The 15237-nt window shown below is 39.7% G+C and carries 14 protein-coding genes and 2 pseudogenes; 14 read left to right on the top strand and 2 right to left on the bottom strand.

Going from position 1 to position 15237, the window contains the following annotated elements; genetic code table 11:
* Window positions 1–13 precede the first annotated feature (13 nt).
* The 7 genes from P4S61_RS00605 (at window position 14) to P4S61_RS00575 (ending at window position 7105) form a co-directional block, all read left to right on the top strand.
* Window positions 14–967 carry a TauD/TfdA family dioxygenase gene (locus P4S61_RS00605; RefSeq protein WP_337117599.1) on the top strand — a complete coding sequence of 318 codons (954 nt, stop codon included), beginning with the start codon at window positions 14–16 and terminating at the stop codon, window positions 965–967.
* Between the two features lie 96 nt (window positions 968–1063).
* A complete protein-coding gene (locus P4S61_RS00600; protein ID WP_337117598.1) occupies window positions 1064–1717 on the top strand; it encodes a serine hydrolase domain-containing protein in 654 nt (217 codons plus the stop codon).
* Complete coding sequence (locus tag P4S61_RS00595; protein ID WP_337117597.1) at window positions 1690–2430, top strand: serine hydrolase; 741 nt, start codon at window positions 1690–1692, stop codon at window positions 2428–2430. Before P4S61_RS00600 ends, P4S61_RS00595 begins: the two co-directional genes overlap by 28 nt.
* 271 nt (window positions 2431–2701) lie before the next feature.
* Window positions 2702–3259, top strand: coding sequence for a YcjF family protein (locus P4S61_RS00590; RefSeq protein ID WP_145233045.1), 558 nt, complete (start codon window positions 2702–2704; stop codon window positions 3257–3259).
* Between the two features lie 412 nt (window positions 3260–3671).
* Entirely contained in the window at window positions 3672–5330 is a 1659-nt protein-coding gene (locus P4S61_RS00585; RefSeq protein WP_182734362.1) for a cyclic peptide export ABC transporter, read from the top strand.
* A complete protein-coding gene (locus tag P4S61_RS00580) occupies window positions 5327–6439 on the top strand; it encodes a prohibitin family protein (protein WP_145233046.1) in 1113 nt (370 codons plus the stop codon). The genes P4S61_RS00585 and P4S61_RS00580 overlap by 4 nt, the downstream gene beginning before the upstream one ends.
* 258 nt (window positions 6440–6697) lie before the next feature.
* Window positions 6698–7105 carry a hypothetical protein gene (locus tag P4S61_RS00575; RefSeq protein ID WP_182718887.1) on the top strand — a complete coding sequence of 136 codons (408 nt, stop codon included), beginning with the start codon at window positions 6698–6700 and terminating at the stop codon, window positions 7103–7105.
* A 75-nt stretch (window positions 7106–7180) separates the two neighbouring features.
* Here the strand turns inward: P4S61_RS00575 and P4S61_RS00570 are convergent.
* Window positions 7181–8349, bottom strand: a pseudogene (locus tag P4S61_RS00570) (MFS transporter).
* Window positions 8350–8650: 301 nt separating this feature from the next.
* Between P4S61_RS00570 and P4S61_RS00565 the strand changes: the two are divergent.
* The 6 genes and pseudogenes from P4S61_RS00565 (at window position 8651) to P4S61_RS00540 (ending at window position 13130) form a co-directional block, all read left to right on the top strand.
* Complete coding sequence (locus tag P4S61_RS00565; protein ID WP_337117595.1) at window positions 8651–8839, top strand: hypothetical protein; 189 nt, start codon at window positions 8651–8653, stop codon at window positions 8837–8839.
* Window positions 8840–8849: 10 nt separating this feature from the next.
* Window positions 8850–9092 carry a Gfo/Idh/MocA family oxidoreductase gene (locus P4S61_RS00560; protein ID WP_337117594.1) on the top strand — a complete coding sequence of 81 codons (243 nt, stop codon included), beginning with the start codon at window positions 8850–8852 and terminating at the stop codon, window positions 9090–9092.
* Window positions 9074–9592 (top strand): hypothetical protein, encoded by a 519-nt coding sequence (locus P4S61_RS00555; protein WP_337117593.1) that lies wholly within the window; start codon window positions 9074–9076, stop codon window positions 9590–9592. Before P4S61_RS00560 ends, P4S61_RS00555 begins: the two co-directional genes overlap by 19 nt.
* Before the next feature lie 20 nt (window positions 9593–9612).
* Window positions 9613–10123 (top strand): annotated as a pseudogene (locus tag P4S61_RS00550) (M23 family metallopeptidase).
* An 86-nt stretch (window positions 10124–10209) separates the two neighbouring features.
* A complete protein-coding gene (locus tag P4S61_RS00545) occupies window positions 10210–12921 on the top strand; it encodes a UvrD-helicase domain-containing protein (protein ID WP_337117592.1) in 2712 nt (903 codons plus the stop codon).
* On the top strand, window positions 12819–13130 hold the full coding sequence (locus tag P4S61_RS00540; protein ID WP_337118862.1) for a topoisomerase DNA-binding C4 zinc finger domain-containing protein: 312 nt from the start codon (window positions 12819–12821) through the stop codon (window positions 13128–13130). The genes P4S61_RS00545 and P4S61_RS00540 overlap by 103 nt, the downstream gene beginning before the upstream one ends.
* A gap of 45 nt (window positions 13131–13175) precedes the next feature.
* On the opposite strand, the gene P4S61_RS00535 is transcribed toward P4S61_RS00540, so the two are convergent.
* On the bottom strand, window positions 13176–14123 hold the full coding sequence (locus tag P4S61_RS00535; protein ID WP_337117591.1) for a sodium-dependent bicarbonate transport family permease: 948 nt from the start codon (window positions 14121–14123) through the stop codon (window positions 13176–13178).
* A 130-nt stretch (window positions 14124–14253) separates the two neighbouring features.
* Here P4S61_RS00535 and P4S61_RS00530 point away from each other — a divergent pair, with 130 nt between their 5' ends.
* Complete coding sequence (locus P4S61_RS00530; protein ID WP_337117590.1) at window positions 14254–15219, top strand: LysR family transcriptional regulator; 966 nt, start codon at window positions 14254–14256, stop codon at window positions 15217–15219.
* Window positions 15220–15237 lie beyond the last annotated feature (18 nt).

Below are 15237 nucleotides of genomic sequence, written 5' to 3'. Positions count from 1 at the left end.
GGACGGGAATGAAATGGATCAGTTATTAGCAATAGATATGGATTTTTGCACTGACAATAGCGATTGCCGTGTGCATGATATGAGCGCTCAAAAGCAAAGTGGTTTGGCATGGGTTAAAGCCAATACTGACTTAATAAATGATTGGGTAAATCAAGATGGTTTAGCGCTACTGAGAGGGCTAAATATTGTGAGTACTCACCAATTTAGTACTATTTTAGAAACTATTTTTGGTGAGCCTCTAAAGCAGTATGTTTATCGTTCATCGCCACGCACTGCGTTGAAGAATAATATTTATACCACCACAGAATACCATGCAGATCAGGTGATTTTACAACACAACGAAAATGCATATTCGAATAATTGGCCTAAGAGAATGGGGTTTTTCTGTGTGGTGCCAGCGACGACTGGGGGCAATACGCCCTTGGCCGATAGTCGTGCGGTGTATAACCACATACCCATGCGGATCAGAGAAAAGTTTGAGCGGTTAGGCGTCATGTACGTGCGAAACTACGGCGATATTGATTTACCTTGGCAAGAAGTGTTTCAAACACAGAGTAAAAGTGATGTTGAACAGTATTGCCATGCAAACGACATACAGTTCGAATGGGTCGATGGCGATAAATTGCAAACACGCCAATGCCGCCCTGCTGTTGTCACTCACCCTTCAAGTGGTGAAAAAGTCTGGTTTAATCAAGCCCATCTTTTTCATTGTTCAAGTATGGACAGTGCCGTGGTGCAATCAATGCGAAGTAGTATCGGTGAAGCAAATTTGCCCCGTAATGCGTACTACGGTGACGGCACGGACATTGACCCACAAGACATAGCAGCAATCAATGATGTGTATCGTGGGCTTACATTCTCTTATCAATGGCAGCGTAATGATATTTTGTTGCTTGATAACATGCTGTACACCCATGGACGAGAAGCATATAGCGGTCCTCGAAAAGTACTGGTTGGCATGGCTTAACTGTTTGTTATTACAATAAGTTTACTAAGACTATTTTCACTTTGTTAGCAGTGATGATTTTGGCAAAGAGATGTGGCTATTTACAGGAGAAGAATAATGAAATGGCTTATGCATGTAAAGTTTAAAATCATGATTGTCTGCTTATTAAGTTTGATTTTAGCGTCTTGTTTGCAAAAAAAGAGTGTAGCAAAAAATGTCACTATCACAGCGGCTCAGATAGAAATGATTGCTGCAACAGTGCAAGAATATTGTGACACTTTAGTCTTTTTTGGCACTGTGTATATTACTTCTGCTGATGCGGTTGTATACGAGGCTAATTGTGGACCGCAAAATATGCAATATGATATTGCAAATACTACAGAGTCAAAATACCGAATTGGTTCTAACACTAAAGCATTTGCGGCAACCATGTTAATGAAAATGCTCAAAGGAAAAGATTTAAGAACACAGACTATAGGTGACTATCTACCTTGGTTTCCTAAAAATCAATGTGCGGATGTGTCATTGCACAATTTATTGACTATGTCTTCAGGCATTAATAATTACAGTGATAATGAAGACGTTTATGATAATTATGGTTGGCGGCCGTTTCTTTATGATCAAACGCTAAATTTAAATGGGCCTGAAGATTTCAGTAATCGTTTTTGTACTTGTACAGAACAAGATGAAAAACCGACATTTACTCCGGCTCTAAGTATCAATATAGTAATTGTAATTATTATTTGGTCGGCAATATTATTGAGCAAATAGCTGCGGGTAGCCAAGGCGATATTGACCGTAACTTTTGGTTCGAAAACCTTCTTAAAGAACAGATATTAGATCCCATTAATATGAACGATAGTGGTTCATTTAGCGCCATTGGCGTGTATCAAAATATGACCACAGGCTATATCTCAAATCAAAACCCATATTTACCACTAGCCAATGGCAGACCGCCATTAGTTGGCGGCCCTGCGCCATACGAGAATATTTTAAAGAATCCTTATAGCAATCCATTGGTACTTTATTCTGCTGGTGATATGTACTCAACAGTGACTGATATGCATAAGTGGGATCAGGCATTATACACAAGTAAAATTTTAGATGAGGCACAAAAATTAGTGGCATTTGCACCTTATTCTAATACCGGTAACAGTACGCAATGCGAATACTATGGTTATGGTTGGTTTGTTACATTTATTGACCCTTTACAGTTTGGCAAAGTTGCCGATTGTCCATCAGATCCTGCTGATGCAAACCTGCGAAAATATGAAAAATTTTTACAGTACTCAGGTAGTTATCCTTATTCATGGGTGACAAGCTTTAACCGTTTAGTGGAACGGGATCAATCAGTGATGGTCTTTAGTAATTACGTTAAAACAGGACTAGAGTCGGACTGCATTGCAAGTGAGATCAGAAATATAATTTTTTACAGTGATAAGCACCGAGAAGATAAGTGCCAAGCGATATTAATTGATGCGTAAAGTTGTGTTGATGAATTGGTGAATGTCAAAAGAATTGAATTGATTAGTTTCTTGTACTGGCTGTGGGCTAAGTACTAATAAAGTTGGAACCAAACCTGAACAAGGAGTGGTTGTAGTCCAATTACTGTTTGCATGTTTATGCAAAGTATTACTTTTCTTTTCATGAATATGAAAAGAAAAGTGAAAAAGGGCAAGTTACTGACTAAAGTTTTACTAGAGCAGTAATTTGGTGGGTTCAACAACTGTTAATTTAATTCATAGAGGAAAAAATATGACAGCGGCAAAAACAGCGAAGGACGAAAAGGCGAATACTGACACCGTTTCTGAGCAACAAGCAGATCTCGTTGAAGCAGAAAATCGAGTTGCTGTAGCGCAGATCATCGTCGATAAGTATAGCAAATGGTCATTTGGCAGCGGACTTATTCCAATTCCAGTGGTTGATTTGGTAGCTTTGACAGGTATTCAAATAAAAATGATTGATGAGATTGCTAAGGTATATGGCCAATCCTATAGTGAGAATAAGCTGCGAGGCACTATTAGTGCGGTAATTGGTGGCTCTTTTCCACAGACATTGGGAGGGGCTGGCTTGAGTAGTTTCCTTAAAGCTATACCTATCATTGGAACGCTTAGTTCCATTGCATTTATGCCAGTGATCTCGGCGGCATCTTCGCATGCAGTCGGTTCTACGTTTATTCGACACTTTGAAAATGGCGGTACATTGATAGACCTTAATTTAGCGAGTATTAAAGGTGATATCTCTGAGATCGCAGCGAAGTATCGTAAAGACAAAGGTGATGCAAGTGCTCAACAAAGCCAAGCTGCAGTGTAAGTAGAATGAGCTAAACCCTAAATAAACCAGCAGTTATTGCTGGTTTATTTATCAATTGATTACAGCTTAACTGAAAAGGAATTAATAATGATCGTCATTTTATATTTAGGATTATGTTTATTGTGTGGTTACTGGGGGCGAAACACTTTTGCAGGCCCGGTAGGCTTTTTTTGCTGTCGCTGATGCTGACACCTTTTGTCGGTTTATTAATATTAATTTTTGCGCACAAAAAAGATGCAACACATAGCCAAGATACATAACAAGTAATACAGCGACATGGATAACAACGTTTAACGCTCAATTAGTTATATAGCTTAGTTAAACCACTGGTTTTAAAGCAGTGGTAATATTATTCAGCTGTACGTTAATGTGTGTTGATAAAGACCATCAAAAAACAATAAAAGATTCTAAAATGGTATTATACGATTTAATTAGTCGAAACATCACAGTTAAAAAAAGAACGTTTGCTGCGCTAGGTTGTATTTCCGGATTAGCAAATGCCCTCGTTTTAGCGCTAATAAATAATGTTGCGGAAAATATTGCTGATATTCACCGCGAAAATCATATTCTTTATTATCTCGCTTTATTTTCGTTAACCATTGCTATTTATGGTCTCACCCAACATAGATTAATGACTAAAGCTGCAAAAATGGTTGAACAAGCCATCGATGGGTTACGTGTCGAGTTGTTTGAATGTGTTCGTCATACTGAACTGGCGACCTTAGAGAAGATTGGTAAAGAGAAAATTTTTACTACGCTAAGCAAAGAATTACAGACTATTTCTCAGTCTGCGCAATTGTTTGTGATTATAGGTCAGTCAATTAGCTTAGTTTTTTTTACATCTATGTATATTGCATATCACTCCTTTGTGGCTTTCATTGTGTTGGCCGTATTGATTATGCTTGGCGGCAGCATTCACCGGCTTCGGGCAGACGAAATACAAAAGAATATGCAGCAGTCATTTGAGAGCGAAAACAAATTAATTCAACGCTTGTCTGATTTACTCGATGGCTTTAAAGAAGTAAAGCTAAGTGTTCCAAGAGCGGATGATCTTGAATATGAGTTTGCAATGGACTCAGCGCGCGCTAAACGCTCTAAGACGAAAACACAAACTTTGTTTGCCAGCGATTTTATTTTATCGCAAATCAGTTTTTTTGCGGCAACTGGGGCTATGGTTTTTATTGTACCGGTGTTATCGCATGTCTACACCGATGTGGTTATTAAAGTTACCACAGCTTCGCTGTTTTTAATTGGCCCAATCACCAGTATTGTCGGCGGTATTCCTATTTTTACCGCTGCCAGTGAAGCTGGACAAAATGTGTTAGCGTTGGAAAAGGAGTTACAGTCTGAACAGGAAAAAACTCAACATACTAAATCGGCTCATGCTGAGCTCGCAACATTTGAACAGATACAACTAAGTGGTGCATATTATCAGCATAATCGTGCACCTGGTGAACATGCCTTTGTAGTTGGTCCCATTGATTTTCAGCTGCAGCGAGGCAAAATTACTTTTATTACTGGGGGAAATGGGAGCGGAAAAACTACCTTTATTCGTATGCTCACAGGTCTATATGAGTTACAGGCTGGAAAAATACTCCTCGATGGTCAACAGCTCAATGAAACTTCACTGCAAGGTTATCGTAGCTTGTTTACTGCGGTATTTTCTGACTTTCATTTATTTAAACAGCTGTATGGTATTCACGATACAAAACAACAAGAAATAGATGAATGGTTGGCATTTTTAGAAATGAACACCAAAGTGAGTATCGTCGATGGTCAATTTAGCACTGTTGACTTATCGTCAGGGCAGCGAAAGCGCTTAGCGTTATTGAGTACAATTTTAGAAAATCGACCTGTATATATTTTTGATGAATGGGCTGCCGATCAAGACCCTATTTTTAGGCGTAAATTCTACGAGCAAGTATTACCACGACTCAAAGCAAGAGGAAATACAGTGATTGCAATTACCCATGATGATACATACTTTCATTTAGCTGATGCCCATTTAAAAATGGTGGAAGGGCAGTTAACCGATAATAACGATATTGTAAGCAATGGGGTCTCATCATGAATATTGTCATTACTCCCGATTTAACTCTGTTGGTGCTTGCGGGTTTACTACTTGCATTAATAATCACAAATATCAGTATGCGTTTTATTAAACGTTATAAGCCTAAATTTCATAAACGTATTTTGTCATGGCGTTTTAGAGCTGGGATCACATTACTGGTTTTTATGTTTCTAGGCATGGTGCTGGTGCCAGTGATGTTTATTAAAATTGATTCAGGCCAAGTCGGAGTTTTGTGGAAACGTTTAGGCGGTGGTACCTATTTGGAAAAACCGTTTGATGAAGGAACAGTGTTAGTTCTGCCTTGGGATACGCTAACGCTTTATTCAAGTCGGTTTCAAACTGCTGATGAAACAATTCACGCTATTACTTCCCAAGGCTTACAAATTTCGTTAGATGTGACTGTGCGTTATCGGCCAGTGGTTTCACAAATACCTTATCTACATAAGTTAGTTGGTACGGATTACCTAAAAGAAACAGTATTACCAGAAGTTAATTCTGCGGTGATCATGATTGTATCGCGTTATACGGCAGAGCAAGTGTACGGTAATATGCGTTTACAAGTGCAAAATGAGCTTCTAGATGAAGTTTTAAAGGAACTGCAATTACAAGAGCAGACAATTTTACAGCAAGAAAAAGCGACGCACTCAGGGCAAGTGCTAGTTAATTTGGATGATATGCTGATCAAGCGCGTTAATATACCAGAAAAGGTACATAATGCGATTATCGCAAAAGTGAATCAAAATTATTTGAACGAAGAATACGACATGCGTTTAGTTGTTGCTAGAAAAGAAGCGCAGCGTAAGAAGACCGAAGCAGAAGGGATCAGAGATTTTCAGCAAACAGTCAGTGGTGGTATTTCTGAAACATATTTACGCTGGCGAGGGATTGAAGCTACAGTGGAGTTGGCCAAATCTAACAATAGTAAAGTTGTAGTGATAGGTGGTGGTAAAGATGGTTTACCATTAATTTTGAACACAGAAACAACGCAAGGCTCAGTCGGCCCAAGCCCTGTAATACCTAGTACCACAGCTGAAAAAACGCTAACGAACGATCCTGCTTTACCATTCGTGCAAACGCCTTCCAGCCCAGAAAAAACATTTTATCAGTAATAGCAGCATTATTAGCTCGCATATTAAAAACATAAAGTAGCTGTTTATAGATAAAAAGGTGTCGATATTGACACCTTTTAGTTGTGTTGCTCAATCTAGTTTCAGTAACAATTCATTTTTATAAAGTCCATAAGTTAATTTTCTTCACCTATGAGGTTTATTTTTATCGTTTGTTGAAATTGAGCTAACACTCTAAAGTTCAATTGTCGGCACCAGATACGACACGATTTAGGCAAATAATCAAATAGGAATATAATCATGAAACGTACACTTATCAAAACTATTGCTCTTAGCTCACTATTAACATGTTCAGCTGTTGCTCTGGCTGATCAAAGTGATTACAAATTAATGGTTATTGAGACAGCAACAGCGCCACAGCCAGTTGAACAATCATTTAATAATTGCGCACTAAACGTTAAATCAAAAAATTACGCGCAAGCAGAAACAATTTGTACTAAAGCGATTGCGTTGCTAAAACAAAGCGAAGGCCCAAAAATGAAATTACGTGAATTAACATCGTTTGCATTAAGTAATCGCGGTGTATCACGTATGATGGCTAAAAATGATACCGCTGGTCTTTCAGATTTATATGAAGCTGCACAAATGGCTGATAGCGCGATGGTATCGCATAACCTTACTCGTGCTAAAGAATACCTATCTTTATAAATTAGGCCTTATTACTTGAATTAAAGCCCCATACTGTTAACTCAGCATGGGGTTTTTGCGTTATTAGGCTATGGCTTATCCTGCCACAGGGGTATTGTCAGTGGAGATGCCTTTAAGGCTTTTGATCAGCATATAAATACAGGTGGTGAATAAACAACCGCCTAAATACAACATAATGCCGTTAGCTGAAGCAAATAGGTTGGCAGCAAGCAAAGGCCCAAAGACCGAGCCAAAGCTGTAACTCAGTAACATAATTTCCGTTGCTGAGACTATTTTTTCGATTGGCAATGCGTCACAGGCTAAGGTGATGGCAATGGGGTAGAGTGCAAAACTTGCAGCCCCTAAAATAAAGTAACTGGCCATCAATACGTTGAAGTGTACAGCTTGCATAATACCAACTACACCCATCGCGCCAAATAAACAAAATAATGCCATTAATAAGCTTTTTGCCATTCGTGTTGATAAATAACTCACCAACGGCTGTACTAACATACCGCCTAAAATAATCACCGCCATCAAGGTGCCAGTAAAAGCGGCCTGCTCACTTTGGGCAGAGATATATACTGGCATTAAACCGTATATTGGGCCAAGTACTAATCCTGATACCAAACAGCCTAAAATTGCTGGGCGACTGAGCTTTTTTAACTCAGTTAATTGTAGTTTTTGCGAGTGCTGACTTTGCGGTTGCCCTGATTTAATCAGCAGCGGTGCTAACATCGCTAAAAATAATAGAGCAATAACAAACAAATAGGGGAGTGGGCCACTGGTACCAAGCGGATCGATAGCTAGTTGGCCAACGGCGCTGCCACCGTACAGGGATGTCATATACAGGCCTAATCGTTTAGCTCGTGCTTTGGCAGTGTCAGTCATTAGTAACCAAGATTCAACCACCACAAATACCCCAGCTACGGCGATACCAGCTACAAAGCGGGCTAAAAGCCACACGTTGGCATTAGGTAAAATAAGCTGTGCTGCAACACTGAAAATTAATAACCCCAGAAATGCCAGAAAAGCATGACGGTGGCCTACTCTTGCAACAATACGCTCAATAAAAAAGCACCAATTAATAAGCCAAGATAAAAGACACTAGCTAACCAAGAGGCAAGTTCATTATCAAGCCCAAAGGCGCTCAATGATAAAGGAATTAGGCTCATTAAAAAGCCTGAGGCAATAGCAAAAAAAGACAAACCAATAACAGGCGCAAGTGGGTTATTTGGTTTATGACTGGCAGCGAGCTCAACCATTAAAGAATCCGATTTAAAGGGCATAAATAATTGCGTTGGAGTGTTTTAATAGCTGGCAATTATTTTTGGTTGGTTAATTTTGCGGCGAATTTAATCCGATTTTGAACACAAGTAAAGTTATATTTGAATATTTACTCAACATTTTATTTAGAACGCTAAGTTAGGTAAATTAACCGGTTATTTACGTCATTTTGGTATCATTTTTTTAGCGAAATTGTTTAAAATTTGTAGTTGTTTTATCAATCTAAATAATAACTTGGTATGCTGTGTTTTTATTTTTCATCAAGAGGCAATAGTAAAAATGAACCAGCTAACAATCGCTTTAGTCGGGCTTGGGGATATAGCACAAAAAGCATATTTACCTATTGCCACGCAACATGCACAGATCGATCCTATTTTTTGTACACGAAACCTGACAACATTAACGCAGTTAGCGAAGCAGTATCGGGTTCAAAAGTGCTTTACAGATTACCAAGCGGTACTGGCGTAAGCCCGATGGGGTGATGATCCACACTAATACTGAGTCTCATTTTACGTTTGCGAAGCAGGCACTTGAACAAAAAATCGCTACGTTTGTGGATAAGCCATTAGCGTATAGTTTTAGTGAGGTAAGTGAACTTATTGCGTTAGCAACTAAACATAACACGCCATTATTTTTAGGTTTTAATCGTCGCTTTTTACCAATTATGGCCGATATTGCAAAGCCACAAATACGCCATCTTAAATGGCAAAAAACCGCTTAAATTTACCAGCACAGCCACGCACTTTTATTTTTGATGACTTCATCCATGTGGTTGATAGTTTATGCCATTTTGCAAATGTAGAGCGTTTTGATCAACTTAACCAGTTACAGGTGTTTTCACAGCTAGATCCACAAGGCTTATTGGCAGCAATACATGTTAGTTTTGAGTTTGAGGGGCGGTTATTTCAAGGCGCTATGGATAGATTAAGTGGCTGTAATGAAGAAGTGGTTGAAATAACCGGTTTGAATGAAAAGTGGCGGTTTGAATCGCTAACCAATATGACCTCTATGGTCAATGGAATACAGCAGAGCGCGATGCAAAATGATTGGCAAGCAACGCTATATAAACGGGGCTTTGAGTCAATGCTAGAGGCATGGCTAACGGCGGTTAAAACGCAGCAGGTAGACCAATTACAGCTTAAAAAAGATAGTTTAACACATGAGTTGTGTGAGTGGCTGGTTGCACACGTATCAAACAATAATGAACTATTTCACTGTTAAACTATTTCAAGGAAGTTGTAATGAAAGTGATGAAGTACATGGGACTAACGTTCTTTACAGTCCTTGTTATTGGGCTGCTCATACCTGAAAAAATAGTGATCCCAGTCAAAGGTGCAACAGCAAATGATTGGCATCATAATACCTTTTGGTATAGCCCTTGGGGTAAATCAGGTGTACACAAAGGGATAGATATTTTTGGCAAAAAAACACACGGCAGTGGTTGCTTCGGTAAGTGGTGTGGTGCTGTATTCAGGTGAGCTAAAGCGCGGTGGTAAAGTGGTGGCATTACTTGGGCCTAAGTGGCGACTGCATTACTTTGCCCACTTAGAAAGTTATTCGGTAAGTGCAGGAGACTATGTTGCAGTCAGTGAGCTGATTGGTAGCTTAGGAGACACGGGGAATGCGGCAGGTAAACAACCTCACGTACATTACTCTATTTTATCGTTACTACCGTACCCATGGTTAATGACCGCGCAAAGCCAAGGCTGGAAGAAAATGTTCTTTTTAAATCCAGATGAAAAACTACGCTAAAATAATTGCCGTTATTTTCACACTTATCCAGCTGATTAACTTAAAATACCGGTAATTCACTCTTTTTATTTAGGAATTCAGCAGTAATGAATTCTATTGCAGTTAGCCTGTTTGGCAGGATGTTTTCTAATAAAGCCATGTTGGCGTTTGATCACCATATGTTGACTATTTGCCAAGGTAACTCAACTAGACAAATAAGTTGGAGTGATTTGGAGGCACCGCCGTCGTTTGCTTTCGGCTTGTTTGGTCAAACGATTTCTTTTGTTACGGCACAACAAAATCATACATTTTCGCTGCTGGCATATGGTGCTCACCGTAAATTTCAAGCTGAATTTGAACGCTATTGGGTGAACGCTAATGAAGCTAAGCTTGACACTTTTCTTAATAAAATAACAAAACTGGTCAAGCAGCGATATTTACGCCAGTCTTATGTTAGTCGTATTCAGCGGTTGGCACAGCAAGAGCATGACCGTTGGTTGCCGTGGATAAAAAACAGCCCCGCATTTGTTTTAGTGGATAAAAAAATAAACGTATTAGAGCAATATGCAAACTGGGATGCTGCACTTACTCAGTATCTACAACAAAAATACGTTACTAAGCAACTTAACCTACACCACGCTTTTTTTGACCGTGTTGAAGCAAATCCATTAACACTAAGTCAAAGACGTGCTTGTGTGATTGATGACGATAATAACTTGTTATTGGCTGGCGCAGGCACCGGTAAAACCAGTGTTATGATTGGCAGGGCTGGGTTTTTAGTGCAAAGCCAGCAGGCAATTTATAGTGATATTTTATTGCTGGCCTATGGTCGCAAAGCTGCTGATGAAATGGATCAACGGATCGAAAATAAGCTCGCCACCGATAAAATAAAAGCCGCTACTTTTCATAGTGTCGGACTGGCGATTATCTCACAAGTTGAACGTGCTAAACCGACTATGAGTGTATTTGCAGAAGACGAAAAAGCGAAAGCAAAATGGGTGCAGCAGTGCTTTGAATCATTGATTGAAAACAGTGCCGAGTATCGTCATCTGGTTTTAGATTATTTTAGTAAATACTATTATGTTGAAAAAAATGAATTTGATTTTAAAACATTGGGTGATTATTACAGCTACTTAAATGATAACGATATCCGTAGCCTAAAAGGCGACAAGGTAAAAAGCTTTGGTGAGTTATATATAGCTAATTGGCTGTTTTATCACGGCATAGATTATCAATACGAAGCGCCTTATAAAGTTGACGTAAAAACCATTGAACGCAGACAGTACAAGCCTGATTTTTATTTACCTGAGTACGATATTTACATTGAATATTACGGCATCGATGACGCTGGCAATACTGCGCCTTACATTGATAAAGCGCAATACCATAGCGAAATTGATTGGAAAAATACCACTCATGCCAGTAATAACACTCACTGTATAGCTTTGACTTATGGGCAACATAAACAAGGTAAGCTGTTAAACGAACTTGAACAAGCGCTTTTAAGTGCGAGCGTGAAAACACAGTTATTGCCCTTAGAATCACTGCTCGAAAGCTTAAAAGAAACTGGCAGGATCACCGTATTAGCTGCGTTATTTAGTCAATTGCTGAGTTTATATAAGGCGGCTTATTTAACTGATGCTGATGAAGTTGATGTCATTAAACGCTCCCTTGACGCCAAACAAACAACCCAAGCGTTGGCGCTATTAAAACCAATTTTATCTAACTACAACGCTCACTTGCAGCAGCGCGGTGAAATTGACTTTGATGATATGATTATCAAGGCAATCGAGTATGTTGAGTCGGGCAAGTTTAAATCGCCTTGGCGTTATATTATGGTTGATGAATTTCAAGATATATCACAGCCAAGAGCACGATTGGTTAAAGCACTTCGCGATAGCAACAAGGGTAGTTCAGTATTTGCAGTGGGTGACGATTGGCAAGCAATTTACCGATTCAGCGGCGCTGATATTAAGTTGACCACTGAGTTTGCAACGTATTTTGGCTTTACTACGCAAACGGCGCTGGATCTTACGTTTCGTTTCAATAATAAAATTGGTGAAGTTGCCTCAGCATTTATTAGTAAAAATCCCGCGCAGCTTGATAAAACGATTACTTCTTTAACTCAGGTTTCACATCCTAGTGTGTCGTTATTAAGGCGCAGTAGTAATGCGTCTATTGGTTATAAAAATAGTTATTACAGTGACATTCCTGAACTATTAAATGGTGCGATTGATGACATACTCTGCACAATACACAGCAAGGCATGTAAACCCACAACCGTGTATTTTTTAGCGCGCTTTTGGTTTCAGCTACCAACAAATACGGATATTAAAACCATGAGTGTTAAATACCCGTTGTTAAAAATTCAGTCGCAGTCTTTTCACGCCTCAAAAGGTAAAGAAGCCGATCATGTTATTATTATCGGATTACAAAAGGGTAAACATGGTTTTCCATCTGAAAAAGTTGCGCCCGCAATTATCGAAGCTTTATTACCAGCGCCAGAAAACTTCGCTTACGCACAAGAGCGACGGTTATTTTACGTTGCACTAACGCGCGCAAAACACCGCGCCTACATCATTGCTGATATGACCAATAGCAGTTGTTTTGTCTCGGAGTTAATTGCTGAACATGACATAGAACTGGATGAATTTACTAGTGATGTTGATCAATTACATATCGCAGATATAAACTGTATGCGCTGTGATAGCGGGGTATTAAAAAACACAGTGGTCGTTTTGGGCCATTCTACGGCTGTTCGTTATTTCCGCGTTGTGAGCATAAAGAAAAATCGTGCGAGCAGTGCCAAAGCCCAATGACTCGCAGTCGCTATACAGGGTTTAAATTATGTATAAATACAGCCTGTAACCATCTAGTGCCAACGTGTGATAAATGCGGTGCTGAAATGGTATTACGCAATAGCGCAAAAGGGCAGTTTTGGGGATGCAAAAATTATAAAGGTAATGATCCACTTAGCTGTAAAAATGGCAAAGACAGTAAGTCAATTCAATGGCCCGAGCTTGCTTAACCTATAGATAGATAAGGGCTAAATAGCCCTTATCTATTGTTTAATTTATTGCATCGCAACAGCAAGTTTATGATACAAACCGATACCGATAAGTACGTTAAATGGGAAAGTGATGCCTAGTGAACTGAGCATAGCCAGACCTATATCGGCTTTGGGGATTGCGGCTTTTATAGCGGCAGGCGCTGCAATATAAGATGCGCTGGCCACTAAACTCCCCAAGATAACGATTGAGCCTAACTCAAGCGCTAATAAAGTGCCGACACTGACTCCAATCGCGCCTAATATTAATGGACTGATTATAGCAAATAGTGTCAGTTTCCAGTGATGCCAAGGTATAGGGCGTAATGTTTGCGCTGCCGTTAAACCCATTTCGAGTAAAAATAATGCAAGCACGACTTTAAAACTATTGGTTAATAATCCAGTTACTTGGCTGCCTTGCTGTGTGCCATACATCATACCAATAACAACACCGCCTACGAGGAGAATAACGCTCTTATTGGTTAAGGTTTCATGCCAGAGTGCTTTAAGCGATAAGGTATTATCGGCACTATGTTGTTTATCAAGTCGTCGATAAAGTAACAGCCCGACGATAATCGCGGGAAGCTCTAGCATCACTAAATACAGGGTTACTTCAGCACCTACTGCTAGCTGCGCCGATTCAGCATAAGCGAGGGCGACTGCAAATGTCCCCGCGCTTACGGAGCCATAATGGGCGGCGATACTTGCGCTGTTCGCTACCGAAAGTTTGATGACATATTTTAAAATAGGGTAGAGCATTAAAGGTATAAATGCGCCAAGCAGCATCACCGAGCCCATTTCTGGCAATAATTGCCAACTAAGATTGCCGTGTAATACCATGCCGCCTTTTAAGCCTATGGTCAGCATCAGCAGCAAACTTAAGGTCTCGTAAGTTGCTTTTGGAATAACGAGATCAGAACGTAAAATCCCCGCAACTAAACCCAAAACAAAAAACATTACAACAATATCTGGCACACCTTTCTCCTATTAATTTAAAGTTGCGCTATTGTAGATAAAATCATGCATTGTAAATAATAAAATGATTGGTAGTTAGTTATAGGTTATTATCTATGGGCTGATTAATACCTGAGGGGATGTGATAGCGATGGATTTAAGACATATTTCTTTTCGGCTGCTTGAAGTGTTTATGAGTGTAGTAAAAACCGGCTCGATCAGTGAAACCGCACGGCGTTTACACTTAACTCAGCCAACGGTTTCGCTGCAAATTAAACGTTTACAAGAGGCTGTAGATGAGCCGCTGGTGATTATGCAGCAACAAAAACTGCATGTCACAGAAGCCAGGCATGAGTTATTTAGGACTTGCCAACGAGTGTTTGGCCACTTTGATGATTACAACGATTTTTTAGCTGAACTCAAAGGGGGTGAGCGCGGGCGATGTAAAATCGCTATGGTGAATACCGCACAATATATTTTGCCAAAATTACTCGGGCCCTATAGTAATTTGCATCCTCATGTTGAGTTGCCTCTTGAGATTGGCAATAGAGCAGAGGTGTTAGCGCGCTTTGAACGCGGTGAAGATGATATTTATGTATTTAGCCATCCACCGTCACTTGAACATGCAAAAGCGGCACGCTTTTTAAAAAACCCGCTTGAGTTTATTGTGCCTACTGATCATTCATTAGCTAATCAACAACACGTTGCACTTTCTGAGCTAGTGAAATACCGCTTTTTATTAAGAGAGCCTGGCTCTGCAACTCGGATGTTATTTGAGAGCGAACTGCAAAGACGCGGTTTAGTACTGAGTAACAGCGTGCAAATGGCAAGTAATGAGGCTATTCGCGTTGCAGTATCATCAGGAATGGGAATTGGTGTGCTGTCTCGCCATGTGTTGCCAATAGGAGATCATGGCTTCAAAGTATTAACTGTAAGTGATGCAAGCTTAGCAAGTCATTGGTACTTTGTTATCCGCACTGATCGGCATATTGCTCATGCTGCGCGTAGTTTTTTAACATTTGCCCAAGACCACCTTGAACAATACTTAGATGGCCGATGGGTACGTAATGAATTGCATGGGCTGAATCTAAGTTTAGCTGATCAGCAAATTCGTTAGTTGAAAATTCAACCTAGT

The sequence above is a fragment of the Pseudoalteromonas sp. B160 genome (genome assembly GCF_037162485.1).
In the GTDB taxonomy this organism is placed as follows: domain Bacteria; phylum Pseudomonadota; class Gammaproteobacteria; order Enterobacterales; family Alteromonadaceae; genus Pseudoalteromonas; species Pseudoalteromonas rhizosphaerae.
This window is presented reverse-complemented; position numbering and strand designations above follow the sequence as displayed.

What these genes read in the sequence shown, in the direction of transcription:
- P4S61_RS00605 (WP_337117599.1), top strand. Translation starts at nt 14, where the DNA reads ATGGATCAGTTATTAGCAATAGATATGGATTTTTGCACTGACAATAGC.
- P4S61_RS00600 (WP_337117598.1), top strand. Translation starts at nt 1,064, where the DNA reads ATGAAATGGCTTATGCATGTAAAGTTTAAAATCATGATTGTCTGCTTA.
- P4S61_RS00590 (WP_145233045.1), top strand. Translation starts at nt 2,702, where the DNA reads ATGACAGCGGCAAAAACAGCGAAGGACGAAAAGGCGAATACTGACACC.
- P4S61_RS00585 (WP_182734362.1), top strand. Translation starts at nt 3,672, where the DNA reads ATGGTATTATACGATTTAATTAGTCGAAACATCACAGTTAAAAAAAGA.
- P4S61_RS00580 (WP_145233046.1), top strand. Translation starts at nt 5,327, where the DNA reads ATGAATATTGTCATTACTCCCGATTTAACTCTGTTGGTGCTTGCGGGT.
- P4S61_RS00575 (WP_182718887.1), top strand. Translation starts at nt 6,698, where the DNA reads ATGAAACGTACACTTATCAAAACTATTGCTCTTAGCTCACTATTAACA.
- P4S61_RS00565 (WP_337117595.1), top strand. Translation starts at nt 8,651, where the DNA reads ATGAACCAGCTAACAATCGCTTTAGTCGGGCTTGGGGATATAGCACAA.
- P4S61_RS00555 (WP_337117593.1), top strand. Translation starts at nt 9,074, where the DNA reads ATGGCAAAAAACCGCTTAAATTTACCAGCACAGCCACGCACTTTTATT.
- P4S61_RS00545 (WP_337117592.1), top strand. Translation starts at nt 10,210, where the DNA reads ATGAATTCTATTGCAGTTAGCCTGTTTGGCAGGATGTTTTCTAATAAA.
- P4S61_RS00530 (WP_337117590.1), top strand. Translation starts at nt 14,254, where the DNA reads ATGGATTTAAGACATATTTCTTTTCGGCTGCTTGAAGTGTTTATGAGT.